Here is a 25,810-nt window from a genome sequence, read left to right on the forward strand (position 1 = left end):
GGGAAAAAATCACATTATTATTTCGAGGTGTATCTCGTAACTCTCCAAATAAGAAAACAAAAGTACTGCTTGCGAACTAACCATCGAACGATTAGTAGCTTTTTTTCTGACCAATGCCTGTTGTTTTCCTGAAAGCGAATGCTGAATAAGCTGAGTCTCTCCTTTATCTTTATGGAGGCCCGCTCTTTCTCATCGAGAACACCGCTTCAACTTTGGATGCCCTGTCACGCCGCCTCATTCCCGGGCTATCTCAAGGTTGCTGCGCGGTGACCGGAACCGCGCTTGAGCTTCCGATGGTCATCCAGTTCAGCGCGCCTTTGCCTCAGTTTCGCCGGACCCTTTGCCATGACCGCTGGCGACAATTCAACTGCCTCGGTGGCTAGCGCCTGTCTCGATCACATCGAGCGACTGCGGGACAAGCATGGACGCTTGATGGAAGAAGCACGCCACCCGGACATTGATGCAGATGGCGTCTGGCCTGTGCCTTGTGGCTCCTATTGAGGAAACCTCCCGGGAGAGATCGTTGGGCACTCTGCTGCCGTGAGTCGACAGGCTGCTCTTGGTGGCAGCGGTCATCCCGTGGCAGCTCAACGACCGGCTGCATCCAGTCTCGAGCGGGCATACCCCTGAAGGCTGCAATGGAGCCAAAGAACGCTGGAGGACCCGTTTGCGCCCTCAGATTGTCCGAAAAATGTATGTGAATTTCGGACAATTGAATTTGACTTATGTCCGAAAAATGTATATATTTTTCGGACAGGAGTTGATTATGTCCGACATCGCGGCTCGTATCTCATCGCTGATTGACGCTTCCGGCCCCGGCCATGTCTGGGTTCCGGCCGACTTCGCGCAGCTTGGCTCCCGGGATGTCATCGACAAGACCTTGCAGCGCATGACCTTGCGTGACCAACTCCGCCGCATTGACCGGGGGCTTTACGACAAGCCAGTCACCAACAGGCTCACCAAGCGCACGACAACCCCGGACTACCGGGCCATCATTGACGCGATTGCCCGTCGTGACAATCTGCGCATCTTGGTTGACGGCATGACTGCCGCGAACGATTTGGGCCTGACCGATGCTGTCCCTGCTCACGTCACTATCTATACCGACACCCGTCGCCGCTCCATCCAACTCGACAAACTGCTGATCGAATTCAAGCTGTGCGCGCCAAGCCGGTTGTACTGGGCGGGTCGTCCGGCCATGCGTCTAGTGCAAGCCTTGCACTGGCTGAAGGACACGTTGTCTTCGGACAGCGACCATATCCGGCAAAAGATCGGCAGGCTTCTGACTGACAAGACGCACGGCGATGCCATTCGCGATGATCTGACGCAAGGATTCAGCGCGCTTCCAATCTGGATGCAAGATTACCTACGGCCCCTTCTGGACCTCACGCCGGACGCGGCAAGCAGTAGCAAGCCAACGCCTGCCAAACAGAAATCGCACAACGACATACCGGCAGGCGCGAAATGAACGAGGCCTATCAGACAGTCATCGCGGCCAGCGACGAAGAGCGTCGCGATCTGTTTCTTGGCACGGCGGCTCGCCTTGGCACCGCCGTCCAGAACGTCGAGAAAGACTTCTGGGTTTGCTGGACGCTCGATGCGCTTTTCAACGGGCTGGAGCCCGGCGGTCCGCGCCTTCTCTTCAAAGGCGGAACATCGCTTTCAAAAGCCTTCGGCCTGATTTCGCGGTTCTCTGAGGACATCGACATCACGGTGTTCCGTGAAGACTTGCAGCAGGACGTAGACGTGGCGGAGCTTGAGGCCATGAGCGGCAAGAAGCGCCGTGCGCGACTCGATGAGATCCGTGACGCCTGCCGGACCTATATCGACGGCCCCTTCTTCTCGCAATTGCAGGCGCGCGCGGCGGCAAGCATTCCGGATGGCCGTTTCAGACTTGAGAGAGACCCGGATGACGCGGACGGGCAGAGTCTGCTTCTTTGGTATCCGGCGGTCACGACCCGAGAGGGGGACTACATCCGATCGGCGGTCAAGATTGAAGCTGGCGCGAAATCGGCGCTTGATCCGCACACACCGGCAACGCTGCGCCCTTATGTCGATGATGACCTCCCAGACCAAGAACTGGAAGTCTCCAACGTCGTGACTGTGAAACCGGAACGGACCTTCTGGGACAAGATCACGATCCTTCACGGTCTCTATCAATGGCATGAGCGCCGGGGTGTCTTGCGTCACGGTGGACAGCGTGTCTCGCGTCATTACTACGATGTACATCGCCTGATGCAAACGAAGGAGGCGCCGCAATGGCTGGCAGACAAGGCGCTGGCTGAAGATTGCGCTCGTCATGCGCGCTTGTTCTTCGGCAGCCCCGATCTGGGTCTTGAGGCGGCCAAGGCGGGTAGCTTCACGCTGCTCCCGGCTGCGACCATGATGGATTCCTTACAGCGCGACTATGACGCGATGACCGGGATGATTTTCGGACCGGTCCCCGCCCTGGACGAGGTTCTTGCCAGCGTTCAAAAAGCACAAGATGCCGTCGATGCCTAGGCATCGGCGCAGCGCGGAAGCGATGACGACGACGCATCGCTTGCCCGTTGAGCCGCCTTGCGCCCGTGGCAGGGTTCACACTCGTAGAACTCAATATCGGAAGGAGAAAGCGGAGCCTCACTCAACGCGGCATCGCACGATCAATGCCTGGCGGAGAGAACTTCGGTGAAGCCGCAGGAGCGGCTTATTGCTGCGGGCTCACGGCGCGCTTGCTTTGGCGGCGACCGGGGCTGCTGGCTTGATCTCGCTTCTTAGTTCGGTGCCACCACGCTCCAATGCACGGGCAGCTCGCATCTGAACGTCATAGATCGCGATATGGGTTGGCGAGCTTGTGATGAGAAAGCCTTTTGCCACAACGTCACTGCCTTTGCGCAGTTCCATGCAGCGCATCCGAACGTCTGCATCGCACCCCTTCTGAAATTTCACCAGCTCCCGTCTTGCCGCCTCTTGTCCCGCCGTCTCTGCAAATGCGGCTGGACCGGCCATGAGAAGAACGAGAACGGCAATCGGGAGCTGCAGCGCGAGAACGACGATTGTCGAAACCATGAAACTTTGCAAAAGATCGCCTGGCCATTTGAACATCCACGCTGGTGGCTTCGGCACGGAGGTGTTTGCGAATTTCCGGTCCATCCATTGGCGCGCGAACAGCAGCGCGGTTAGCAGCAAGACAACAGCAATCGCGATACGCGAGCCTCCGCTCCAGATTGTTGTCTGAATCTTGGCAAGTCGATCAATCAAAGCATAGAAGCCCTCGATGAAGGTCGCCTCCGTTGATAGCGGGAACAAGCCGGAGTCGAGTCCCCATTCGTACACATAGTTCCGGTGACTGATTGAACCGGAGAGATGCACGAGATATCCGCCTACTGCCGTACCAATCGCGGCGGCGGCTTTGAGAATTCCGGACCATGGAATCGATCTTGGTTCTTGGCTCGCTGGCTTGACGGGTTCTTTTTCTGCTTCGGCGCTCATAGACCTCCTCTGAAAATTCGCATGCAATATCGCCGTCGCATGGTAATTGCCTTGCATGGAACTCCTTGAAGTTGGATCGAGCCTTCGAGTAGCGGCTTGCTTAACGACGGTGAATTTCTGACTTGAAGACCCCCGGCAAAAGCAGAACCGGCACCGGAGCCAGAGCAGCGCTGCCATCCGGACTCGCTCCGGCAATTGCAGCTTCACCCAGCGCCCCCTAGACTCGTCATCCGCATGGATTTGCGCCGAGCGTGCGATGACTCACAGCTTCTGACAACTGGCATTTTTGACAGGAGGCGACACCCTGACCCTGGCGCATCCACTACCACGCTCAGACGACCACGCCGTCACGGTGTCAATGCGGCAACCCTGCAGAAGGTGGCTGAAACGGAGACGACTCAGCCATCATCGGACACGTGGCCCAGACGAGTTGGCATCCGCGCGCTCCAGCGCTCGACTTCTCTCTGTTTCCCTCCATCGATCCGCCATTCGCTGCGCATCGGTCTGCACAGCCGGCATGCGCGCGACGAAGCGCCCCACCCGGTCGGCCAACTCGGCCTGGTCCTGATTTCGAAGCGCATCCGCCGTTGCGCGCCAATCTGCGACCACCTCCCGCCGGGTGTTTCGCATCTTCTCTTGTCCGTCATCTACGGCGCCTCGCCCCGACCTCAGCGCCTGGAGCAGGTTCTCCAGCTTGGCGCCCATGAAGGTCGAGGTCTTCGGCGGCCGGTGCCCGGTCCGGTCGCTCGGGGGCAGTTGTCCGAATGCCCGAAGCGCGCGCAGCCGATGATGGATCGCATCCCTGTAGGGCTTGCGGGTCTGCCCTCGCACCTGGCGCGGCGTGGCATTGGCCGCCACGCCCTGCTCTCGCATCAATGCGGCGAACTGCTCGCGCCACTGGCGCAGCGTGTCCTTTCGGATGTAGAGGCGCTTGCCAGGCTCGAACTCGTGTTCGCACTTGACCACCAGATGCACATGGGGGTGCGGCTGGTCCGTGTGCAGCACCATGGCGTAGCGATGTTGCAGCGCGAAGTTCTCGCGCGCAAAGACACGGGCGGCCGCCCGTACCTTGTCCGCTGGCGTGCCGGCGGGCATGGACAGGACGATGTTGTGGACCAACTTCACACGCGTGTCTTTCTGCGCCTGAGCGGGTCTCGGCTTGTACTGGCTTCTGCAAAGCGCCAGCTGCCAGTCGGCCGTGATCTCCTTGGCGGCACCCCGGCCCTGCGGCGCCAGTCCCTCGTCGGTTTCCAATTCCAGCTTGCCGTGCCGGCCGATGTAGCGCAGATGGGCCTCGACGCCGCCGACGTCCCGTGCGCCGCCGGAGACCTTCACCATCACCTCGGGCGTGCGCCCCACCGTGCGCTGGATCTGCGCGATCTGGTCGGCGCCGAGGCGCAGCGTGCCGCCCGGCCCGCGCCGACCGTAGCTCACGATGTCCAGCGCCATGTCGCGCGGCGCACCGGCCGCGCCGCGGCCGCTTCGGCCGATGCGCGCCGTCTGTTCAGGCACGGGCACTCCCGGCGCCGGTCTCCCAGCTGATCAGGTTGCGGCGCACGAGGGCGGCCGTGGCTTCGCGTGCCGCCTCGACTTCCCGCCGGACCCGCGCGATCGCTTCGCCGAGGTCCGGTGCCACCGGACCGGTCAGAGTGTTCGGCATGCCGAACATTCGAAGCTGCCGCGCCAACGCGGCCAGTCGGGCGACGGTCACTTTGATCTGGTCCAGTTCGTTCGGCGGCAGCACGGCCGCGTCACGCACATGGTTGTGGATCAACAGGGCGAGGTAGCTGGCTGTCTTCATTCCACGGGATTGGGCCCGCTCTGCCGCCAGCGCGCGATCGCCTGTGCGAAGCCGCAGCGTGACGCGGTCCGCCAGGCCAATGCTGTCTTCCGTTTCGCGTAGGGAGCGCTGTCCACCCGAGCCCAGCGAGATGTCGCCGTGGGTCTTGAGCACCTCGTCGACCATCTTCGCGAGCAGAGTCGACGCATTGAGATGATGCCGCGCCGCCAGCGCGGCGAAGTGCGCCCTGGTATCGGGCGGCACCCGGGTTCCGATCACGCGGCTGGGTCGAGAGGACTGGGTCATTGCAACGCCATGGTTGTTAACAATGTCTGACGGCAGACTATCCTGCCCTCATGGCCGCACAAGGACTTTGCCCTCGGAATTCCAGCCCTCATGGCCGCACAAGGACTTTGCCCTCGGAATTCCAGCGTCGAACTCCCCTCGCCGTTTCGCGGCTCCGGAGCGTTGCCGTCGATCGGCAGTTCGGAGCCCTTCAACAATGTTCGGCATGCCGAACATTCCGGAGGTAGACGGAACGATCCCGCCCTCGTAGCCCCACAAAGACGTTGCCCTCGAAGTTTCGACGTCGTCCTGCGACCGCCGCGTCCAGGCTGCCGAAATCGAAAATTCATTCCGCTCGCAGAGCGGGCCCGTCCGGCCGCCGCATAAATTTCCTCACGGCTCCATCAAGCAGAAGACCTTCGCTGTTGCTACCGTTCGAGACTTTCTCGGTGTTCGGCATGCCGAACACCGAGAGAAAGCTAAGGACGGAGAGGTGAATTCGGCACGTAGCGAATTCGCAGGGGAACCATCGAATGGGCATCGGCGTCGCCCCGCAGCGCGGCAGGGCCGCCAAGAACAACCTACTCTCGCAGCGTGAACACCACTGACAGGTAAGAGACCGGCTGGGTCTGAATGGCCTCGATCCCATGCAGTGCGGTCGCATCGAACAGCAGCGAATCCCCTGCCCTCACCTCCGCAGTCCTGCCGCCGTAACGGTAGCTGACCTCCCCGGACAGAAAGTACAGGAACTTGAGACCCGGGTGCTGGAAGGTCACGTAAGGATCGGCACCGGGCAGCAACGTGACCAGGTAGGGCTCGACGAACAGGTTGCCCGACAGGAGGTGACCCAGCAGCTCGTAGCGGTAGTCCGCCACCGCGCCGATGCGATCGACCAAGACACCATGCCCCGCGCGCACATGGCAGAAGTCCGTGCGCCGCGCCTGATCGCCGAAGAAGCGCGAGGTCGGCACACCCAGACCATTCGCGAGACGCTCCAGGGTCTCCACCGAAGGCGAGACCAGACCGCGCTCGATGCGAGAAAGCATCGAGGCAGAGATCCCCGAGGTCTTGGCCAGTTCGCCGCCAGACACCTCGGCCGCCATGCGCAGCGCCCTCACCTGCGCGCCGATGCGGGCCGCGGACAGGCTGCGCACGACAGGTGCGGGTTGCCGCGGTCGGGCTCGCGTCACCGAGACTGGCAGTCGCAGAGGTCGGGCGCTGGGTAGCGGGGATGCAATTGCTCGATTGGGCATATTGAGACTTGCCTAAAGCGAAATGCGCAAGTCTGAATTCTACGAAAAACGTAGAGACGAGAAAAGTCGATCTTACGACTATCGTAGAGTGCCTCCCAACCCTTCTCCTCGCTCAGTCTTCGGTGCTCGCTTAAGACTTGCGAGATTGGCAGCAGGTTTGCCACAAGACAAGCTTGGCGTTAAAGCGGGACTGGATGAGGGTACTGCCAGCGCACGCATTTCTCGCTACGAGAGCGGGATTCACGAGCCAAACATTTCTTTCGCGCATCGGCTGGCGGACGAGCTTGGCGTTCCAGTCCCCTACTTTTACGCAGCGGATGACGAACTCGCCAAACTCATCCTGTGGTTCGGTCAGCTAGACACCAAACAGCGCAAGTTGCTGCTCGAATTCGCAAGTCATATCAAATCTTCTTCGTAGGTGACAGTTGTGGTCGCCCGAGCGCAGGACGTGCGCCGTTGTCGAGGCCGCATGGAAATCGGCGACGGTACGCACGCCTCGAGCGCCGCGTACGCCCTCGAACGCCGCCAGGCCACGTGGGTGGCGACGCCCGAAGCCCTGGACATCGGACCGCGCGAGCTATGCGTCGGTCAAGAGGTGGCTCCGACAGCAGATCCACCGCAGCATCTCGCCATGCCACGGCCGGCCATGCCCCCTGCACGCCTCGCCGGCAAGGCATGTTCCGCGCGGATTCGCACGGGCGTCGCTTCAGGGGACGGACAAGGCCGGCGTCGGCGGCGCGGTGCGCGGACCCGATGCTTGCGCCGCGAAGCAGGCGCCCTCGGCAAGACATGCCGCGACGCAAGTCCGCGACACGACTCGAATTGCCCGCGATGCAATGCGCGCGCCCCTCTGCGGGCTCGGCCCTCTGCATTCGAAGCGCGGTCCTTCGAATGGGCAATTGCTTCCGATGCAAGCATTGCGCACGCTCCGAAGCTCCTCGACGATTCGCGCATCACAACGATTCGTCTCGGAGACAATGTCCATGCGCTTCCACGCTTCGCTTCCCGGCTTGCTTCGCCGGCCCCTCTGTCTGGCGCTGTCGTCATGCCTCTGCATGGCTGCGGCCAGCGCCCAGGGCAACTACCGCATCGCGACCGAAGGCTCGTACCCGCCCTGGAGCTTCAAGGACTCGCAGGGAATGCTCCAGGGCTGGGATGTCGACATCGCACGTGCACTGTGCGAGAAGATGAAGGCCAAGTGCGAGATCGTCGCGCAGGACTGGGATGGCATCATCCCGGGCCTTGTCGCCCGCAAGTACGACATGATCGTCGCGAGCATGGCGATCACGCCGCAGCGGCGCGAGCGCGTGGCCTTCTCGGCCAAGTACAAGGACACCATCTCGCGCTTTGTCGCCCGCAGGGGAACGCCGCCGAACGTCGATCCCGCGGCGCTCAAGGGCAAGACCATCGGTGTCCAGCGCGGCTCGGTCCAGGCAGCCTATCTCGCGCAGAACTACAGGGACGCCGACCTCAAGTTCTACGACACGCCGCAGGCCGCCGAACTCGACCTCGTTGCCGGCCGCGTCGAGTACATCCTCGGCAACATGGTCACCTACCACGTCGGTTTCCTGAAGACGCCCGAGGCCAAGGACTTCGCGTTCGTCGGCCCGGAGCTCAAGGGCGGCATCCTCGGCGAGGGCAACGGCATCGCTGTGCGCAAGGACGATGGGCAGACCCTGGCGAGGATCAACGCCGCGCTTGAAGCGATCCGGGCTGACGGCACCTACGACCGCATCACGGCGAAGTACTTCCCGTTCAAGCTGATGTAGGCGCCGCGACCCCTGATGAACATCCTCCATGGTTTTGGCGGCCAGTTGCTCCTGGGCGCGCTCACGACGCTGCAGCTCGCGGCCGCCGCGCTGGTGCTTGGCACGCTGCTCGGCGCAGCCGTCTGCGGCCTGCAGCTCTCGGGCCACCGCGTTCTGCGGGCCGCCGGTGACGGCTACGCCGCGGTGGTCCGGGGCATTCCCGACCTGCTGATCGTCTTCGCCGTTTTCTTTGGCGGCTCGCTCACGCTGGCCGCGCTCACCGGCCGCTATGTCGAGATCGACACCTTTCTCGCCGGTGTGGCCGCGCTGGCGCTCTCGTTCGGTGCCTATGCTGCCGAGATCGCGCGGGGCGCACTGATGTCGGTCCCGAAAACCCAGCGGGAGGCCGCGAGGACGCTCGGACTGTCGCGCGCCCAGGCGCTGTGGACCGTCGTGCTGCCGCAGGCGGCCCGCTTCGCGCTCGCCCCGTTCGGCAACCAGTCGATCGTTCTGCTCAAGCAGACGTCGATCGTCTCCATCGTCGGGTGCGACGAACTCATGCGCAAGGCCGCAGAGGCCTCCGGCGCGACGCGTGAGCCGTTCACGATGTATCTCGCCGCCGCCTGCATCTATCTTGCGCTGACCGGCTTCGCCACGCTGTGCCTCGAGTGGGCGGAGCGCCGTGCCGCGCGCCCGTTGGCCGCCTGACCCCATGTTCGACACCACCCTTCTGTGGTCCGTGCTGCCCGCGCTGGTCGAGGGCGCCTGGCTCACACTCAAGCTCACGGCCTGGGTCATCCTCCTGGGCACGACCTTGTCGATCCCCGTCGCCCTCGGCAGGAACGCGCGGGCCGCCGGTCTGCGCGCGGCGGCCCATGCCTACGTGCTCTTCTTTCGCGGGACCCCCGCGCTGGTCCAGCTGTTCCTGCTCTACTACGGGGCGGGCCAGTTCGACGTGATCCGGCATTCCGTGCTGTGGCCCGTGCTGCGCGATCCCTACTGGTGCGTGGTGATCGCCCTGGGACTGAACTCGGCTGCCTACTCGGGCAAGACACTGGGCGCCGCACTGGCCGCGATCCCGCGGGGCACGCGCGAGGCCGCCCGCGTCCTCGGGCTCGGCCGCATCCGGGCCTTTGGCCTGATCGAGCTGCCGCTCGCGGTGCGCACGGCGCTGCCGGCCTTCGGCAACGAGATCATCCTGACCTGCAAGGCGACATCGCTCGCCAGCACCGTCACCCTGCTCGAGCTCACGGGCAGCGCCCGCCTGCTCACCGCCGAGACCTACGCACCTTACGAGATCTTTCTCGGCGCAGGCCTCGTCTATCTCGCCATCAACTACGTCCTGCTGCGCGGCGTCCGCGCGCTCGAGGTCTCGTTGAATCGTCCACACTGAACCAAGCAACCGCATGAGATTCCTCACCCTGGGCCCGGCAGGCAGCAACCACGAATTCGTGACCCGCCGCTACCTCGACTTTCACGGCCTTCGCGACACCGCGATCCTGGACCTGGTCTCCGACTTCGAGCGCGGCGCCGATGCCGTGCTTCGGGGCGAGGCCGATTTCATGATCCAGTGCGCGGTGCATCCCGCCGCTGTGTCGACAGTCGCGAAGTGCTTCGTCGGCCTCCACCTGATCGACACCTTCATCTCGCCGAGCCAGGACCTGGCCATCCTCCAGCGCCACGACGCCGCGCAACCCACGTCCCTCGCGGTCATGCGCCCGACCCTGCCGTACATCGACCGCCGCCAGTGGCCGCAGATCGAATTCGTGGAGACCGTCGCCGAGGTCACCCAGGGCGTGCGAGACGGGAAGTACGCGGTCGGCCTCGGCTATGCATCTGCCGCGGACAAACACCCCGAACTCCTGCATGTCAGGCAGTTCATCGGCACGGTCGACGATGCCTGGATGGTCTATGGGCGCACCCGCGTGAGCACCGGGGGCTTGATTGCCTGGCGCGACAGCCCCGCCGGCCTTCTCTATCGGCGGGGAGCCTGAGCATGGGCACGGCCATCTCCTCTCTCGACCCGATGGTCTCGGTCGCGGGGCTGTCCAAGCATTTCCACGCGCAACAGGTGCTCAGCGACGTCGATCTGAGCGTCGCGGCCGGTGAGCGCGTGGTCGTGTGCGGCCCCTCGGGTTCGGGCAAGTCGACGCTCGCGCGGTGCATCTGCGGACTCGAGAGCTACGGAAGCGGCACCGTGTCAGTCAACGGTGTCGTGGTCTCGCCGCGCATGCGCCACGCCGATCTGGTACGGGCCAACATCGGCATGGTGTTCCAGCAGTTCAACCTGTTTCCGCACCTCACCGTTCTCGAGAACTGCACCTTGGCACAGCGATGGGTCCGGCGCCGCTCCCGGCAGGAGGCCCGACAGACCGCACTCGCGTATCTCGACAAGGTCCGGCTCGCCGAGAAGGCGTCAGCCTATCCGGCTCAGCTCTCAGGCGGACAGCAGCAGCGCGTCGCCATCGCGCGGGCACTCTGCCTGAATCCTTCTGTCATGCTGTTCGATGAAGCCACGTCTGCACTCGATCCGGAGATGGTCAAGGAAGTGCTCGAAACCATGATCCTTCTGGCGCGGGACGGCATGACGATGATCTGCATCACCCACGAGATGGGCTTCGCGCGGGCGGTCGCCGACAAGGTCGCGTTCATGGACGGCGGGCGCATCGTGCAGGCCGCGCCGCCCGGCGAGTTCTTCGGCAACTGCGCGGACCCGCGGATCCAGCGATTCCTCAGCAAGGTCTTCTGACCCGAAGTCCTTGCTCGAAGTTCGTGCGTTCACTCGGCGCAGACGCGGGCCAGGCCGCGGTCCAGCCCGATGGCGAACAGCGGCGACAGCCCATGCGAGTCGACGTGCCGCGCGGTCGCATGCGCCAACCGCTCGCGGCAATCCGGCCGCTCGCGCAGCGACCGGGTCGCGACGAGTTCGTCGATGAACCGGAGGCGGAGCCGATCGAGCGCCGGACGGAGTTCGTTCCTCAGGTCTGCGCGAGGTTCCGCCGGCGCTCCTCCCTCCCGCCGCCAGCGAGCCATGAGCGCGAACTGGACAAGTTTGCTCGCTTCGATCTGGTCGGTGAAGAACGCGGTCACCAGTTCTCCTGGCAAACCGCGCGCGCCCGCCTCTTGCGCAGCCGCCGCAACGACTTCTTGCTCGCGCGGATCGCCCGGCGGATCCGCGACCGGCTGGCGGCTGTCCCATTTGGTCAGCGCCACTTGCCGGGACAGATCGAGCCGCGCCGCGCTCAGGGCCACGAGGGTCGAGAAGCCCTCGGACCGATCGGGCTCCGTGGCATCCGAAGCACAGGCGAGTGTGGCCAGCGTGATGGCCATTGCGCCGGCCGCTCGGAAACAACGAATCAGAACGCGCATGTGCATCGGGAACCTCCGGAAGTCCAGCGACGCGATCCGGGCTGCCCGCCACCGGATCGACCGGAGGCAAAGATTAGTGCGGGGACGATCGCGCGTCGCCTGTCAACATGCACAGTTGCGCACCGCCGGTCGCGCGCAAAGGTGCCGCCGCTCCGGCAAGCCTGCGCACTCATGAAGCGACATGCCCAGACCCACCGGCAACCCGCCTGCAGTCTTGGCTTTTTGCGGCCGACCGCGCGCGTTGCGCGCTCGAAATCAAGGAAAGACTTGATCGGCCTTCACGACATGGCGAAGACGTCGACTGGATCACCGTGGACCGGAGGATTGGCCTGCAGCTTGATTTCACAGCCACTATGTGCAAGGCACTCGCTCGCGCCAAAGTGGTAGATGCAGCGGACGAACTGATCACGAGATCGACAGTGACGGGTGGCAAGCCTTGCTTCAAGAGGACACGGCTGCCCATCGAACCCGTTCTGTCCTCTCTCGAAAAGGGAATCCCGGAAGATCACGTGCTGGACGAGTATTCGCTCACGAGCGAGCCGCTGACCGTCGCGCAAGTTGAGGCGGCGATTTCATGTGGGCGGCGCACGCACGGGCCCGATGTGTGGCGCAGTTGCGCGGCCGGCGCGACGCGAAACTTCAAGGGTAGAGTCCTTGTGCGGCTACGCCCCAAGAACAGCCTACTCCCGCAGCGTGAACACCACTGACAGGTAAGAGACCGGCTGGATCCGAATGGCCTCGATCCCATGCAGTGCGGTCGCATCGAACAGCAGCGAGTCCCCAGCCCTCACCTCCGCAGTCCTGCCGCCGTAACGGTAGCTGACCTCCCCGGACAGGAAGTACAGGAACTTGAGACCCGGGTGCTGAAAGGTCACATAGGGATCGGCACCGGGCAGCAACGTGACCAGGTAGGGCTCGACGAACAGGTTGCCCGACAGCAGGTGACCCAGCAGCTCGTAGCGGTAGTCCGCCACGGCGCCGATGCGATCGACCAAGACACCCTGTCCTGCGCGCACATGGCAAAAGTCCGTGCGCCGCGCCTGATCACTGAAGAAGCGCGACGCCGGCACACCCAGACCATTCGCGAGACGCTCCAAAGTCTCCACCGAAGGCGAGACCAGACCGCGCTCGATGCGAGAAAGCATCGAGGCAGAAATCCCCGAGGTCTTCGCCAGTTCGCCGCCAGACACCTCGGCCGCCATGCGCAGCGCCCTCACCTGCGCGCCGATGCGCGACGCGGACAGACTTCGCACAACTGGCGCAGGCCGCCGCGGTCGGACACGCGTCATGCAGAAGCAAGTCACTCGGAGAGGAAGGCCACTTGGGGCCACAACATTTGAGGTCGAGCCCGCCCTTGCATTTGGCGCCGTCGTGAGAGCGCTGCGAACGGCGGATGGTGTCGGACAGGAAGCATTGGCCCACCGGGCAGGCATCGAACGGTCGCACATGGGAAAAATCGAGCACGGTGAACACATGCCCACACTCGCCATGATCCTGCGCATCGCGAACGCTCTCGGCCGCACTGCTGGCGAACTGCTGCTCGAAACCGAGTCCGTTTTGACCGAGCAGCAAAATGCTGGCAGTAGCCGCAGGCAACGGACTGTTAATCCGTTGGTCACTGGTTCGAATCCAGTACGTCCCCCCACCCGCTAAGCTGCATGGTTATTGAATGGCTTGCTATCGAAATGCAAGTATGCCATTTTCATTTCTCCGCAAGTTTTCTCTGATGTAACGGCGGATGTAAGGAAATTTCGGGTATGGCGTGGGTGTTGTTTGCGCCCGACGAAGCCCGCCCGCGGCGCCTCAGCCCGATGCGCCCGGCGGCCAGTCAACGAGCCCAGCCCATACGCCCCGGTGGCGCGGCAGTGAGGATCTTCGACAGCCTCGACGCGCGGGCGCTGCATCTACGGCAGCGGCGACGGCCTTGGTGGCGGTTCTGGTGAGAACCACAACATGCTGCGCGCCTACGACCGCTGGCGTGCAGCGCGAAATTCAACCAACTCAACTTTGAGTCGGTTGAGCAGGCCGAGGCCGAGGCCGCCAACGACACACAGGCCGCGTAGCCGCCCGATGCTGGGGATTCCAGCATCACCACCAGCCCGCCGCGTGCGGGCTTTTTCATGGCGTCGCCAGCATTAGTCCCAATTTGGGACTAAAATAGACTTCATGCACATCGTTTCGCACTCGACGCTGGTCAACTTCTATAGCCAGCCCGACTATCAGGATGCTCAAGCAGCCCTTGAGGCATGGTACGACGTTGCCCGGCTCGCGAAGTGGACTTCGCCCGCCGACGTGAAGGCCACCTACGGCAATGCCAGCATCGTGGGAAACAACCGTGCAGTGTTCAACATCAAGGGGAATGACTACAGGCTGATCGTCGCCATCGCCTACAAGATGCAGTGGGTTTATATCAAGTTCGTGGGCACCCACGCCCAATACGATCAGATCGACGCTGCCACGGTTGGCCAGTCGAAGTAGCCCCCTAGTTTCCGTCGTCAAAGGAGTGACCAAAATGGAAGTCCGAGCCATCCGCAACGAAGCCACCTACCGCGCCACGCTGGCCCAGGTGTCGGCGCTGATCGACCTCGACCCAGCGCCTGACACCCCCGAAGGCGAAGCGCTTGAAGTGCTGGGCACGCTGATCGAGGCCTACGAGGCCAACCACTATCCCATCGCGCCGCCAGACCCCATCGAGGCGATCAAGTTCCACATGGATAACGCCGGCCTCAGCGTGGGCGATCTCGTGCCCTATATCGGGCCGCGCAACCGGGTCTACGAGGTGCTCAATGGCACGCGTCCGCTGACCATGCACATGATCCGCCGCCTGCTCACACTCGGCATTCCGGCGTCCTCGCTCGTCGGCCAGCCAGAGCCTGTCGCCGCCTGAGTCCGCCTCCAGAGCCCGCTGCACGCGGGCTTTTTTGTGGGCGGCGCGGGGCTGGTACTCACAATGTGAGTATCCGGTTGGTGCGCCGTGCGTGGGAGAATTTTCATGTGACCGTCGTTATGATGAAAGCACGCCCGGTACAAGCGGCAGCGTGGCCAGGAGTTCACTTGTACGCGCGATTTGAAGGTCCGCTTCGGAGAGAGCTGTACAGCCGCTTCGGTTAAGGGTTGTCCGACACCTGCCCATCCGTTCTGTGCTCTCTCGAAAAGGGAATCCCGGAAGATCACGTGCTGGACGAGTATTCGCTCGCGGAGCGAGCAGCTGACCGTCGCGCAAATTCAGGCGGCGATTTCATGGGGGCGGCGCACGCACGGGCCCGATGTGCAGCGCGTGTTGCGCGGCCGGCGCGACGTGCCGGCATCGCATCGATGCAGGAGTGGAATCGAGACCGATCGATACGGCGCGCGGTCAGCACCCCCTCTGTTTTCACCCCGACCCTGGTGCTCCGCCGGTCCTCATCCCTTTTCCGTTCCGCCTGCCGTGCGACCGTTCGAGGTCGGCGTGCGGAACGCAAGCGTTGCGGGTCCGCCATGTCGATCCGCTGAACGCTGGATTCGGGCCACGCGGAATTCGCGCCGGCACGGGCTCCTGGTGCGGCCCGGCCTGGCTGCGAGGCCGGCGTGCGACATCGCCACGCGCCGCCTTCACCCCACCTCGATGCGTCGGCCCCTCACCGCTACACGATAGATCCGGACCCGCCAAGCGCAGGCATCTCCCGCGCCAAGATGTACGCGAACGCCTCCTCCGCAAGGCGCGCCGCCGTGAAAATCGCCGTGCGGTCGGCCCGCAGCACCTTCAGCCAGGCGTCGATGTAGGCCGCATGCCCCTCGACCGTGGCGTCGACCAGCCCGCAGTGCCCCAGGAGGAACGCGCTGCCGAGCTCCGCCACCAGTTCCTCGAACGCATAGGCCGCATCGCCGAAACGCCGCCCGAAGCTGCGGTTCAGCCGCTCGGGATGCCCGGTCCAGTGCACCATCTCGTGCAGCGCCGTCGCGCACAGCGCCTCGGCGCTCGTGAACTGCCGCGGCCACGGCAGACGGATCTCATCGAGCGTCGGCAGGTATGCCGCCCGGTCGAACCCGTGCCGGATCGTCGCATTGCAGCCCCCGAGCAGCCGCATCGCCTGCTCCACGGGACCCTGCGAGGCCGCCGGCGAGGCGATGCCCAGGTCCACGACCTCGAGCGGCAGCCCGTCGATCTGCGCCAGGTTGAAGAGCCAGAACGGCCGGCACAGCAGAACCCCGGCGCGTGCACCGGAACGGGCCGTCAGGGCCTCCTCGTCCACGCCGCCTTCCGCGAGGACATCGTCGGTATCGTCAAGGCGCGCCCGTGCCCTGCGCTCGAAGTGCGCGCACAGCACGCCCCGCTCACCCTGGCGGACCTGGGCGCCGAGGCTCTGCGCCTGCCTGTAGGTCAGCCACACATGGGACGCGTAGCCCGCCTCGATCGCCGCCTCCCAAAGCAGCAGCACATTCGCGCCGCGGTAGGGCGTCCCGGTCTTGCCGTTGCGAGGCACCCCGCGCGCCGCCGCCCGCGTCCAGCGTTCGCGGAACACGCTGCCGCCCTTCTCCAGCATCGCGATGATCCGGTCCGTCACCATCTGCCGCACGTCCATGCGCCCCCGCCCCCGCACAGCAGCGCCCGCGGATTCGGCAACACCCTCACCTGCTTTGGGTGAGTCCTCGGGGGGTCCGGGGGGAACGCCCGTGGCTGTTCGCGTCCTCGCGTGATGCGGGGTGGCGCTGGAAGATGAATTCGCGTGCATGGCTTGGCCTTTCTGCGGCATGTGCCGCGGTGGTTGAACATCTGCTTTCGGAGCCGCCTCGACGCATGAACAGCGCGCGAAAAGGGCCGATGTCCAGGGACCGCCCGCAAGCCGCAGCCGAGTGCAGCGAGGACCGGGTGAGGACGGTGGCAAAGCCCGCAGCCCTGGACAGCGGCCCGTGCGCGCTATGCGTCGGTCAAGAGGTGGCTTCGAACGCAGAGGCCACACGGACAGGCCGCAGGCACCCGCACGCAACGCCGCGCCGCCCAAGGCGGCGTGCCATCGAGGCCGCTGCGAAGCGCGCCTCCAGCCCTGTCGGGAACCGCCGAACGCCGAGGCGAGCGGCCTGGCCAGTGACTGCCGTGCAAGCACGGCCACTTGGCGACCCGCGCCGATTCCCCGGTCGGCGGGCCCTTCTCCGACCATCGCGCGCATCGGCGTCCAGGCGTCACCGCCGTCCGCGCACCGCACGCTGGCCAGGCACAGGCAAGATGCGCCGAGCGGCGCAACGGTCGCGCCCCTCGAAGACTCGAGCAGTTCGGCCGTCGAGCCCACTGGTCGAAATCAGAGTCGACAGCAGCCTCGGACTTCGTACTTGGTATCCAGATGCTGCGTTGGCCAACACGATGCTGGATGCGGCCATCGAGACGGTAGCCGACGGCGACGCCCAGCCCATCGTTCACTCAGATCGCGGTGCCCACTATCGCTGGTCAGGCTGGCTGTGGCGTATCGGAGAAGCGAAGCTCATCCGTTCGATGTCCCGCAAGGGGTGCTCGCCTGACAACGCCGCATGTGAAGGATTCTTCGGACGGCTGAGAACGAAAATGTTTTACCCCCGGGACTGGAAGGCGACGACCATTGAGTAGTTCATCGAGGTAGTTGATGCCTACATCCGTTGGTACAGCGAGAAGCGGATCAGAATCTCCCTTGGCTCTCGCAGCCCCATCGAATACCGACAAAATCTCGGACTCGCGACATAAAACCAGTCCCAGTTTTTGTTCGCGCCCCCTCAACAGTTTTCCGATGTGTCGAGTCGCACGTACTTGAGTTCGCTCGAGCGCGGCCTGAAGAGTCCGACCCTCAGCAAGGTGAGCGAACTGTGCGAGGTGATGGACGTGCATCCACTCACTTTGCTGACGCTCGCTTCCACCGCCAACGACAGGGGTGCTCGATGGAGCCTGGTCGCGCGCACGACGTGGCTTTGGTGCTCAAGGCATCCGTGGACGCTAACGATGCGCTGATACGCGGCGACGTTGACCGGTACCGCGAGCTGGTTTCATGGCGCATGACTTTACTTTGATGTCCCCCTTTGGCGGCAAGCCCTCCAAAGGACGCGCGCCAGATGCTCAATGGGGAGGGGATGCGCACCTTCTTCCGAAATGGCAGGCTGTCCATAAAATTGGGTTCATGCTTACGCCGCGAAGGACATGGTGGTGCTGGCGGTGATCGAGCACGCGCAACGCTTGGAAGTTGGCGCCCTGCCACCGCAGGACTGTTCGTTGCGGGTGACACTTGTCTGTCAACGCGAAAACTCACGCTGGGTATCGGCGCACCGGCATGCAGACCCGCTCGGGCCGGGGATCAGCATGGCCGAGGCCGCTCGGCTCGCAAGACCGAAATGACAGACAAGGCTGCATCCCGTCGAACCTGTTGAACCTGTTGAACCGACTGCTCCTATGCAAAGGACTTGTTGCAATGCTCGAAAACGAACTGGTCTCCGCTTACCGTCTGTACATCGCCTGTCTGAATGACCGAGATCTGGACCAGCTCGGCAACTTCGTCGACGACGACGTCGAATACAACGGTCGCCGGATCGGCTTGGCCGGGTACCGGGCGATGCTGGAGGGTAACTACCGGGACATTCCGGACCTGAGGTTCGCTGTTCAGATGGTCATTGCGGATACCGCCTCCATCGGAGCGCGCCTGAACTTCGATTGCGCTCCTGCAGGCCGGTTTCTTGGGCTGGAGATAAATGGACGGCGCGTATCGTTCAGTGAGAACGTTTTTTATGAGTACGCGGATGGACGAATTCGCTCCGTGTGGTCAGCGGTGGACAAGGGGGCTATAGAAGCCCAACTCTAGGCGCCGAGCTCAACTGGATACCACCAGGGACTCGCGCTCTCGTAACGCGGCCTGTAATACGGGGCTCTTGTGATCGGATGGCGTTCGTTCGCGCTGTCAAATTGGCCGCGCATGAACCAGGCCGCCACCCTCCCGAAACACGCGCCGATCCGTGGCGGACCTTGTTGGCGTGCAGCGCAACTGCCGCCTCATTACTGATGATGATCGCCGGAACAAGACGGCCGGCGCAAGGCACAGCTCATGCGCTCGCCCTGCCCGCCCTCGTTCAGATGGTCGGGTCAGTACACCGCCCATTCCATCACAGAGTCCGCACGGTGGCTCTTTGGTGCTGGGTGAAGGCCTTGGGCTTGGCTACCTGATCCGATCCATGAGCAGGCAGCTGGTGGCTGAACTCCATTTACGAAGTGCCCGGGACGCACTGACCAAGGCCAATGAACGGCGGGAATATCTTTTTGAGTGGGTCAGCCCCTGAAACCGGCTTGGCTCCGGTACTTCGACAACGGGGAAGGTCTGATGACCACCCGCGCGCACTTCGTGCTCATGGTTTCGATCGAGCATCCTCGCTGCGCAGGGCGATCAATGCGGCTTCGGCGTCACGCGGGCGCACGACTCGCATTCCAGGTTGTTGGATCGCCGCACCGGCGGACGATGCCCGATTGGCGCGAAACCAGTGCGCCGCGGTCCGGTCTGATAAGCAACATCTCGTTCTTGCGAGAGGGTCTCGCAATGTTCGCTCCTGCAGGCAGCTTCGGACCCCAAGCAATCTATGAATAGGTAATCTCGTGCGGGTGGAATGGAACTCCTCGCTCCATTCCCACCAGCTTGACTCTGACGCAGTCTCCACTCATGCCGGTGATGACTCCGCTCACTCCCCCGATTTTGACCAAGTCACCACGACGCGCGGGCACGGAAAATTTCTGCCGGATGCAGGCGAGCGCATCGTTCTTTTTCAGGGCCATGACTGTCCACGTAAGCGAAAAAATCCCAGCGAGCAGCTGGGTGTAAATCTTGGTGCGGTGGCGCACCCAGGTCCCGCAGAGGAAACGGGAGAACTAAAGTTGCGTCCATCCCCGCATTTCGTGCGTCGGACGACAGGCTGCTTGTGCGTACTTGGATCGACTGAGGTGCGATTCCCGCACTTCGGATGGCTTTCCGTGCGGAAAAACCTGCGAAGGCCGACTTTCTGCGCACCAGGTCACGCTACGGCCACATCTTTGTCGTTGTTGGGCCTTTTGTTAACAAATCGCCGTAGAGTCCGGCCGTATCGGCTGGCGAGGCTGTGGTGCCGGCCTCGGAGTTGGCAGCCGCTCGTGCCGAGATCGCCAAGCTTCAACGCGTGCTTGGCAAGAAGACGTTGGAGAACGAGATCCTCAAGGAAGCTGCGGAGTACGCTGCGGGAAAAAAAGTGGATTGCGCGTTCGCCCCTTGCTGAACGGGGACGACCAGTGAAGGCCGTCTGCCAGGCTCTTGGGTTGGCGCGCTCGAACATCCACCGCTCGCAAGCGCGCTCCGAGTTCCAGGGACGAGCCTGAAAGAAATAGTGGCCAATGCCGCATGCCTTTTGAAGCTGTGCTTCAGGATAGGTGGTGCGGCATCCTCCCACTGGCTAGGGTGTGTAGCGTTCGACGGAATCGAGGCTGTTGCTGTCGAATCCGCCCACTGCCAGCACGCTGCCGTCGTCCAGCAACACGGCCGAGGCTGCCCCGCGAGCGGTGGACATGGCGGCGGCTGCGGTCCATACATTCGCATCAGGGTTGTAGATCTCGGCGGTCGTCAGTCGAGCACCGCCGCTGGTGGCTCCCCCGGCCAGCAACACGCGCCCATCTGCGAGGGTGGTCATGGTGGGCAGCGTGCGCATGCCGCTGAGGGTGCTCGTTGTCCAACTCGAAGTGTCGGGATGAAAGCGCACGGCGGTGTTGCTGCCATCCGTCATGGCGAGCACGCTGCCGTCGCCGAGCAGCACCGAGGTGTAGACGTTGCCATTCGGAACGGTATCCGGTAACACCGTGGTGCTGCCGCTGTCGTTGACGGGGAACAGTTCGGAAGAGTTCACGAATCCGGTTCTGACGATGCCACCGATCAACAGCACGGCATTGCCGCCCGGCAGCAGTTGCGCGGCGTGCTGGGCGCGCGCATTCGACAGTCGCGTGGCCATGACAGTCCAGGTGCCGGCCGCGGGGTCGTACATTTCGGCGGTCTGCGAGAACGTGAGACTTCCGCCCCTGTTGTAGCCACCGATGACCAGGACCTTGCCGTTCGGGAGCAGCGTGGCCGTTTGCCGGGTGCGGGCCTCGGCCATACTGGCGGTCGCGGTCCAGGTGTTGGCCACCGGATCGTAGATTTCGGCGCTCGCAAGGCTTGCATTGACATTCGTATCGCCTCCGGCGACCAGCACCCGGCCGTCCGGCAGCACCGTTGCCGACGGATCGGAGCGCGCGGACAACATCGAAGCCGCGGGCGACCAGCTGTTGGTTGCAGGGTCGTAGATGACCACCGAATTGGTGATGGTGGAAGTCGCGAAGCCGCCAATGACCATCACCTTGCCGCTGGGCAGCCGCACCATCGCGAAATAGTGCCGGGCGAGCGGAACCGCGCTCATCGTTGTCCAGCTTCCGCGCCCGGTGACGATGATCCGGATCTGCGTTTGCACCGAGCCCACACTGTTGCTTGCGGTAACGGTGTACGTCGCTTGCCGCCGAAGCACGGTCGGCGTGCCGGTGATCGCGCCGGTCTGCGTGTTCAGGCTCAGGCCGGCCGGCAGCGCCGGCGAAACCGAGAATGCGGAAGCCGGGCCGCCGGTGACTTGCGGCGTGTTGGGAACGATGGGCTCGCTTGTGACGTACAACGCATCGGGCGTGGCATAGCTCACGCTGACGGGCGCCACCAGTGCCGGGTTGACGGCCAGTCGCAGCGTGACCACGGCCGACCCCGCGGCGTTGCTGCCGGTGACGATGTAGTCGGCCTCGGCGGCCGGTGCGGTGGGTGTTCCGCTGATGACGCCCGATAGCGCGTCGAACAGCAGTCCGGCGGGGAGTGCCGGCGCGATGGCGTAGCCAGTGATCGGACCGCCGCTGCTGCTGGGTGCATTCGGCGCAATGGTCTCGCCCACGGTATAGACCGCAGCCATGACGCGGTAGGTCAGCCCGGCAGGCGCGGCCGGCGTGCTCCGCACTTCGATTTCGACGCGGGCCGTTGTGTTGCCGCCGGCGTTCTCGGCGGTAACCACATACACGGCGGCCGGCGCGACCGCGGTGGGCGTTCCGCTGATGACGCCCGTGGCGGTGTCGAGGACCAAACCAGCCGGCAACGGGGGTGCAACCGAATAGCGCTCGACCGTGCCGCCGCTTGCGCTGGGGCGGTTCGGCACGACCGGCTGTCCGACTTCATAGACCGCAGAAGTCATCGCATAGCTCAAGCCGGCAGGCGGCTGCGGGCCGGCGGGAATGGTGCCGACGAAGCCTATGCCGCCCCCCGAGCCGCCGCCGCAGCCGGACAGCAGCGCAATGATGCCCAGCAACAGGGCAAGGAAACAGGAGGTGAGGGATCGCGGGCGGGCAGACGGCACGCGCGCGGCTGGAAGGACAAATGAAGATGTCATATGGCCGTGAGTCCGAGAGCAAGGTGGTTACCTGGAGCGTTTCGGACCGCCGTTTGAACACGGCAATGCCGCAGGACCGCTCCGTGCGGAGGCCATCTCCCAATCCCGCGCGCGAACGCATGAAGGACCGCTGCAGATTGGCCTTTTTTACGAATTTAACATTTTGCAGCCCGAACCAGCCATCGCTTTTTAGACGCGTCGGCTCGCAATAGCTTGACTGTAGAAATATTAATTACATCTTGTACGAACGGCGCCTTTACCAGAATCTCCGAACCAAGCTGCTTGCGCTGCAAACCCGCGCGGCGGCAAACAGATATGAAGCGCGAGAAGTGCCTACATCGCGTCCACCACGGCCTGGAACCGTGGCTGTTCCGGGAGCTCATCAATCATTTCTTTCGAAATGCCCACTCGGCCTTCGAGACCGACACATCGGATTCAGGGTCCAAATGAAGGCATAGACAGCTTTTCCTCCATCGCTACTTCGCCTCGGGCCCCTAAGCCGAAGTTCGTCGTGCACCGAAGCCGCCCGCTCCAGCAATGCGCCGCCGCCCTCACACTGCTTCCGATCTCGGGCTGGTTTACACGGGATGACAGATGTATCTTTTCGTACAAGCGGGCACTCCCTCCGCCTACAGCGGGCGACCGGCAAAGACAAACAATGCGGGCATGGTGGAACTGGACGACTCAGATCAGCATGCCTTGGCCGCTCAGGCGGCGGAGTGGCGCAGACGCGCGCTCCGTGGAGACCGAACGGCACGCGGCATTGCCCACTCCCTGGAAGTGAAGGTGCGCAAGCTTGGCGGCGCCGCCCCGCCGCTCAGCCCGGAACTGGACACCCGGCCGCTTGCACCTTGGCTGCCTTCTCGGCAGTGGTGGAAGCCTTGGCGCCGCAACTGACGGAGCACCGCAGACAGGCGGCCACCACGCCGCCCCTGAAACAGGGGTCGCGCCCGCACTTCGCAAAGTACGTCTGGCCTGATACCTGCTCGGAGCAGCTTCATGCACTGCTCCGAGAGGCCTGGGTCGCGGCCCGTTCTGAGTAGGAGGCCCCCAAGCTTCCGTGCTCCGCATCACTGAAGACGGATGTGCAGAAATTGAACCGGGGGAATCGCCCGAAACCGGCTCCGGCCGTCGTAGTGCAGCTGTTAGGGTTCGAAGAGGGCCGCCAGGACGCCAGGTTGCGCAGCACGCGCGGAAGCTCGCTCTGGAACCGATCGCGGAGACGAAAGCGGATCCGAACTCCGATGGCTTTCGACCTGAGCGCGCGGCTGCCGACGCCATCGAACAGTGCTTCACCGTCCTCTCGCGCCGCACCTCGGCGCAATGGATCCTGGAGGGTGACATTCGAGGTTGCTTCGACAACTTCGATCGCTGAATCACTGAGGTCCACTGTGCGAAGTTGCCAGACGAGACGGCAGCCGCCAAGAACAGGCCAGTCAGAAAGTGACGGTCACCACGATAGTGTCCGCATAGGTGCCGGGCACCACCGTGGTCTGGCTGGCTGGAATGCGCCCGTAGACGGTGTGCGAAGCGTTGCCCGTGACGCCGCTCGTGCTGCCCGAGACGCTGCTCGCGCCCCAGACCGTGCCATGCGCTGCATCGGTGTACAGGTTGTAGTTCAGCCCGTTGGCGCCCGAGGTCATCTTGCGCTGCGCGACCGTTCCCGCACCCGGCCCCAGGCCGATGGTGTAGCTGACCGCGGTCGGCAGCAACCCGGCGATCAGGCGATCAGGCGCGCTTGTATCGCGATCGTCGATGTGCTGTCGGTCACCAGCGCGCTCAGTGGCGCGTAGTTGCCGAAGGCAAGGTCGCCTGCAATGACGGTCACGCACAGAACAAGATTGCAGTTCTGCCCGGTCCCGGCCTGCGCCGTGCCGGCCACCGCCAGCACGGATGCCGCCAGCGCCATGTTGCGGATGCCGTGCTTCAGCGCGACGAAGGGGACGTGGCGATCGGTTCGCATGGGTGCGGATTCAGATGGATACGACCACCGCGACCAGATACCCCGTCGCGATGCCCTGGATCGACGCACGCCTAACGTTCGCGGCGGCTGACCCCGATGCCTGGATCTTGATCTTGATCTTGATCTTGATCTTGATCTTGATCTTGATCTTGATCTTGATCTTGATCTTGATCTTGATCGCAGTTGCTCAGAAGTGCTGACGATGTCACCGACATGGCTTCAATCGTCATTGAACATCAGGCCCTCCTGCCGCGCCCCTGGGGGACCCGGCTGCGCGATCTTCGAGCAGTCGCTCGAGACTTTCTTTTTCGCCATCACCGTGCGCGCAAAGGCCATCGAGTCACCGAATGACCCGTGCAATGCGCCGTCATGCCCGTGGCCCTCGTAGCGAATCCAAACTACGCCGTTACCGGACGCGCACAGTGCTGACACGGCAGCGTATTGGCGCATGGGAGTGATGGTTGCATCGGCCAGGCCGGTTCCGACGAAGAGCGGTACGCCGATGTTGCCCATCGGCATGTCCGTCACGGGGATGCGAAGTTCCCCCAGGCGTTCCATGGAGATCGACAAAGCCTCGCTCAGGTCTCCGATACGCAGCTTCCTGGCGAGTTTCATGACCTCTCCGGTACAAGCGGTGCGTGCCGTATCGAGGAGCTGGCGGCCCTTGTCGCTGACGATGTCGTCGATCCGCGGACCATCGTCGCGCAACCCTCCCGCTGCGAAACTGAGGAACATGTTGCTCGAGTTGCGCACCGGCATTGAAACCGGCCCGGCTGGAAACGTGCTGACAAGTCCGGTCGCCACGGCGCCAAGCACCTTCAACTCTGGCGCGTAGTCGCGCGCGAGCCTCGCCGCCCCCAGCGCAGCTCCGGAGCCCTGAGACTGGCCCGAGATGATGACCCGGTTCGATGTCTGCGCAGGACGCGCCGCGATGGCCGCACGGATGGAATCCAGCACCGAACGCCCCTCGACCTGCCAGTTCAGATAGGGATGTGGGCCGGGGCCGCCCAGGCCTTGATAGTCCGTCACGACCACGGCAAAACCCGCCTTGAGCCAACGATTGATGTAGGTGGCATCGCGCGGACGGAACCCGGTCCACGAAGGCGCACACGCATCCGCGATTCCGAGCGTACCGTGGGCCCAAGCCATGAGGGGCCAGCCTGCGGCTGGCGCATTTCCGACGGGCAGGTAGAGCGTGCCACTGACTGGTATCTGGCCCGATTGCCAGCGCGCATCGGTGGACGTGTAGAGAATGCGCCGGCTTTCACCGGCGGCATCGATCTCCGGCTGATCCGGCATCGCCTCCTCGCGCAAAAGCACGCCGGGTGCGTTGGGCAACTGGTCGGCGAACCGGTAGAACGGTGACAACTGCATGTCACCCGCGGCTGGTCCCACGGGCAGACGCCCCAGTGCGAGCGCTGCGCTCGAGACGGCCATGAAGGCGAAGGCCAGCACGCTCATGACCACCCGGCGAGACGCGCGGGCAGGAGGCTCGCTCGCGGCAGACGTCGCGTGTGGCTGCGCCGAGCCACCGTACTTCTTCTTTCCG

The 25,810-nt window shown here is 63.7% G+C and carries 27 protein-coding genes and 3 pseudogenes; 18 read left to right on the forward strand and 12 right to left on the reverse strand.

Annotation, left to right across the window (positions count from 1 at the left end; genetic code table 11):
• Positions 1-345: 345 nt before the first annotated feature.
• The 3 genes from L1081_RS28715 (at position 346) to L1081_RS28725 (ending at position 2,502) form a co-directional block, all read left to right on the forward strand.
• Positions 346-501: a hypothetical protein gene (locus tag L1081_RS28715; RefSeq protein ID WP_489416898.1), complete on the forward strand. Its 156-nt coding sequence runs from the start codon at positions 346-348 to the stop codon at positions 499-501.
• Between the two features lie 61 nt (positions 502-562).
• Complete coding sequence (locus L1081_RS28720) at positions 563-1,468, forward strand: DUF6088 family protein (protein ID WP_489416899.1); 906 nt, start codon at positions 563-565, stop codon at positions 1,466-1,468.
• Positions 1,465-2,502, forward strand: a complete 1,038-nt coding sequence (locus L1081_RS28725) for a nucleotidyl transferase AbiEii/AbiGii toxin family protein (RefSeq protein ID WP_489414404.1) — start codon at positions 1,465-1,467, stop codon at positions 2,500-2,502. The genes L1081_RS28720 and L1081_RS28725 overlap by 4 nt, the downstream gene beginning before the upstream one ends.
• 198 nt (positions 2,503-2,700) lie before the next feature.
• Here the strand turns inward: L1081_RS28725 and L1081_RS28730 are convergent, their stop codons facing one another.
• From L1081_RS28730 to L1081_RS28745, 4 genes are all read right to left on the reverse strand, one after another.
• The gene (locus L1081_RS28730) at positions 2,701-3,471 is read right to left on the reverse strand and encodes a hypothetical protein (protein ID WP_489416900.1); all 771 of its coding nucleotides are present in this window, start codon (positions 3,469-3,471) and stop codon (positions 2,701-2,703) included.
• A 405-nt stretch (positions 3,472-3,876) separates the two neighbouring features.
• Positions 3,877-4,920 carry a relaxase/mobilization nuclease domain-containing protein gene (locus tag L1081_RS28735; RefSeq protein ID WP_489416901.1) on the reverse strand — a complete coding sequence of 348 codons (1,044 nt, stop codon included), beginning with the start codon at positions 4,918-4,920 and terminating at the stop codon, positions 3,877-3,879.
• A gap of 55 nt (positions 4,921-4,975) precedes the next feature.
• The gene (locus L1081_RS28740) at positions 4,976-5,557 is read right to left on the reverse strand and encodes a hypothetical protein (RefSeq protein ID WP_489416902.1); all 582 of its coding nucleotides are present in this window, start codon (positions 5,555-5,557) and stop codon (positions 4,976-4,978) included.
• Positions 5,558-6,117: 560 nt separating this feature from the next.
• On the reverse strand, positions 6,118-6,639 hold the full coding sequence (locus L1081_RS28745) for a cupin domain-containing protein (RefSeq protein ID WP_489416805.1): 522 nt from the start codon (positions 6,637-6,639) through the stop codon (positions 6,118-6,120).
• 172 nt (positions 6,640-6,811) lie between these two features.
• Here L1081_RS28745 and L1081_RS28750 point away from each other — a divergent pair, with 172 nt between their 5' ends.
• From L1081_RS28750 to L1081_RS28775, 6 genes are all read left to right on the forward strand, one after another.
• Positions 6,812-7,207, forward strand: coding sequence for a helix-turn-helix domain-containing protein (locus tag L1081_RS28750; RefSeq protein ID WP_489416903.1), 396 nt, complete (start codon positions 6,812-6,814; stop codon positions 7,205-7,207).
• A 637-nt stretch (positions 7,208-7,844) separates the two neighbouring features.
• Positions 7,845-8,558 (forward strand): transporter substrate-binding domain-containing protein, encoded by a 714-nt coding sequence (locus L1081_RS28755; protein ID WP_489416904.1) that lies wholly within the window; start codon positions 7,845-7,847, stop codon positions 8,556-8,558.
• A 15-nt stretch (positions 8,559-8,573) separates the two neighbouring features.
• The gene (locus L1081_RS28760; protein WP_489416905.1) at positions 8,574-9,245 is read left to right on the forward strand and encodes an ABC transporter permease subunit; all 672 of its coding nucleotides are present in this window, start codon (positions 8,574-8,576) and stop codon (positions 9,243-9,245) included.
• A gap of 4 nt (positions 9,246-9,249) precedes the next feature.
• Entirely contained in the window at positions 9,250-9,930 is a 681-nt protein-coding gene (locus L1081_RS28765; protein WP_489416906.1) for an ABC transporter permease subunit, read from the forward strand.
• A 13-nt stretch (positions 9,931-9,943) separates the two neighbouring features.
• The gene (locus tag L1081_RS28770) at positions 9,944-10,531 is read left to right on the forward strand and encodes a hypothetical protein (RefSeq protein ID WP_489416907.1); all 588 of its coding nucleotides are present in this window, start codon (positions 9,944-9,946) and stop codon (positions 10,529-10,531) included.
• 2 nt (positions 10,532-10,533) lie between these two features.
• A complete protein-coding gene (locus L1081_RS28775) occupies positions 10,534-11,286 on the forward strand; it encodes an ATP-binding cassette domain-containing protein (RefSeq protein WP_489416908.1) in 753 nt (250 codons plus the stop codon).
• A gap of 29 nt (positions 11,287-11,315) precedes the next feature.
• Here the strand turns inward: L1081_RS28775 and L1081_RS28780 are convergent, their stop codons facing one another.
• On the reverse strand, positions 11,316-11,867 hold the full coding sequence (locus L1081_RS28780; protein WP_489416909.1) for a chorismate mutase: 552 nt from the start codon (positions 11,865-11,867) through the stop codon (positions 11,316-11,318).
• Between the two features lie 392 nt (positions 11,868-12,259).
• On the opposite strand from L1081_RS28780, the gene L1081_RS28785 reads away from it, so the two are divergent.
• Positions 12,260-12,613 carry a DUF433 domain-containing protein gene (locus L1081_RS28785; protein ID WP_489418002.1) on the forward strand — a complete coding sequence of 118 codons (354 nt, stop codon included), beginning with the start codon at positions 12,260-12,262 and terminating at the stop codon, positions 12,611-12,613.
• On the opposite strand, the gene L1081_RS28790 is transcribed toward L1081_RS28785, so the two are convergent.
• Complete coding sequence (locus L1081_RS28790) at positions 12,587-13,108, reverse strand: cupin domain-containing protein (RefSeq protein WP_489418003.1); 522 nt, start codon at positions 13,106-13,108, stop codon at positions 12,587-12,589. The two genes, L1081_RS28785 and L1081_RS28790, sit on opposite strands and share 27 nt — an antisense overlap.
• Before the next feature lie 85 nt (positions 13,109-13,193).
• On the opposite strand from L1081_RS28790, the gene L1081_RS28795 reads away from it, so the two are divergent.
• The 3 genes from L1081_RS28795 to L1081_RS28805 all read left to right on the forward strand — a co-directional run bounded on the left by L1081_RS28795 (position 13,194) and on the right by L1081_RS28805 (position 14,793).
• The gene (locus tag L1081_RS28795; protein ID WP_489416910.1) at positions 13,194-13,559 is read left to right on the forward strand and encodes a helix-turn-helix domain-containing protein; all 366 of its coding nucleotides are present in this window, start codon (positions 13,194-13,196) and stop codon (positions 13,557-13,559) included.
• A 513-nt stretch (positions 13,560-14,072) separates the two neighbouring features.
• Positions 14,073-14,384 carry a type II toxin-antitoxin system HigB family toxin gene (locus tag L1081_RS28800; protein WP_489416911.1) on the forward strand — a complete coding sequence of 104 codons (312 nt, stop codon included), beginning with the start codon at positions 14,073-14,075 and terminating at the stop codon, positions 14,382-14,384.
• Positions 14,385-14,418: 34 nt separating this feature from the next.
• On the forward strand, positions 14,419-14,793 hold the full coding sequence (locus tag L1081_RS28805) for a helix-turn-helix domain-containing protein (protein ID WP_489416912.1): 375 nt from the start codon (positions 14,419-14,421) through the stop codon (positions 14,791-14,793).
• Positions 14,794-15,529: 736 nt separating this feature from the next.
• Here L1081_RS28805 and L1081_RS28810 read toward each other — a convergent pair.
• Positions 15,530-16,468 (reverse strand): zincin-like metallopeptidase domain-containing protein, encoded by a 939-nt coding sequence (locus L1081_RS28810; RefSeq protein ID WP_489416913.1) that lies wholly within the window; start codon positions 16,466-16,468, stop codon positions 15,530-15,532.
• A gap of 752 nt (positions 16,469-17,220) precedes the next feature.
• Between L1081_RS28810 and L1081_RS28815 the strand changes: the two are divergent.
• The 4 genes and pseudogenes from L1081_RS28815 to L1081_RS28830 form a co-directional block, all read left to right on the forward strand.
• Positions 17,221-17,598 (forward strand): annotated as a pseudogene (locus L1081_RS28815) (IS3 family transposase); the annotation flags it as partial.
• Between the two features lie 15 nt (positions 17,599-17,613).
• On the forward strand, positions 17,614-17,859 hold the full coding sequence (locus L1081_RS28820) for a helix-turn-helix domain-containing protein (RefSeq protein WP_489416914.1): 246 nt from the start codon (positions 17,614-17,616) through the stop codon (positions 17,857-17,859).
• Positions 17,860-18,313: 454 nt separating this feature from the next.
• Positions 18,314-18,700 carry an ester cyclase gene (locus L1081_RS28825; protein WP_489416915.1) on the forward strand — a complete coding sequence of 129 codons (387 nt, stop codon included), beginning with the start codon at positions 18,314-18,316 and terminating at the stop codon, positions 18,698-18,700.
• A gap of 1,258 nt (positions 18,701-19,958) precedes the next feature.
• A pseudogene (locus L1081_RS28830) lies at positions 19,959-20,211 on the forward strand (IS3 family transposase); the annotation flags it as partial.
• A gap of 95 nt (positions 20,212-20,306) precedes the next feature.
• Here the strand turns inward: L1081_RS28830 and L1081_RS28835 are convergent.
• Positions 20,307-22,217, reverse strand: coding sequence for a putative Ig domain-containing protein (locus L1081_RS28835; protein WP_489416916.1), 1,911 nt, complete (start codon positions 22,215-22,217; stop codon positions 20,307-20,309).
• 1,276 nt (positions 22,218-23,493) lie between these two features.
• Here L1081_RS28835 and L1081_RS28840 point away from each other — a divergent pair.
• Positions 23,494-23,661 (forward strand): annotated as a pseudogene (locus L1081_RS28840) (group II intron reverse transcriptase/maturase); the annotation flags it as partial.
• A gap of 73 nt (positions 23,662-23,734) precedes the next feature.
• Here L1081_RS28840 and L1081_RS28845 read toward each other — a convergent pair.
• From L1081_RS28845 to L1081_RS28860, 4 genes are all read right to left on the reverse strand, one after another.
• Positions 23,735-24,010: a spore coat protein U domain-containing protein gene (locus L1081_RS28845; RefSeq protein WP_489416917.1), complete on the reverse strand. Its 276-nt coding sequence runs from the start codon at positions 24,008-24,010 to the stop codon at positions 23,735-23,737.
• An 8-nt stretch (positions 24,011-24,018) separates the two neighbouring features.
• Positions 24,019-24,261: a hypothetical protein gene (locus tag L1081_RS28850; protein ID WP_489416918.1), complete on the reverse strand. Its 243-nt coding sequence runs from the start codon at positions 24,259-24,261 to the stop codon at positions 24,019-24,021.
• A gap of 71 nt (positions 24,262-24,332) precedes the next feature.
• Complete coding sequence (locus L1081_RS28855; protein WP_489416919.1) at positions 24,333-24,491, reverse strand: hypothetical protein; 159 nt, start codon at positions 24,489-24,491, stop codon at positions 24,333-24,335.
• A complete protein-coding gene (locus L1081_RS28860; protein WP_489418004.1) occupies positions 24,481-25,722 on the reverse strand; it encodes a lipase family protein in 1,242 nt (413 codons plus the stop codon). The genes L1081_RS28855 and L1081_RS28860 overlap by 11 nt, the downstream gene beginning before the upstream one ends.
• Between the last annotated feature and the right edge of the window lie 88 nt (positions 25,723-25,810).

It is taken from the genome of Variovorax sp. MSC1_012 (assembly GCF_023667525.1).
Classification (GTDB): domain Bacteria; phylum Pseudomonadota; class Gammaproteobacteria; order Burkholderiales; family Burkholderiaceae_C; genus Variovorax; species Variovorax beijingensis_B.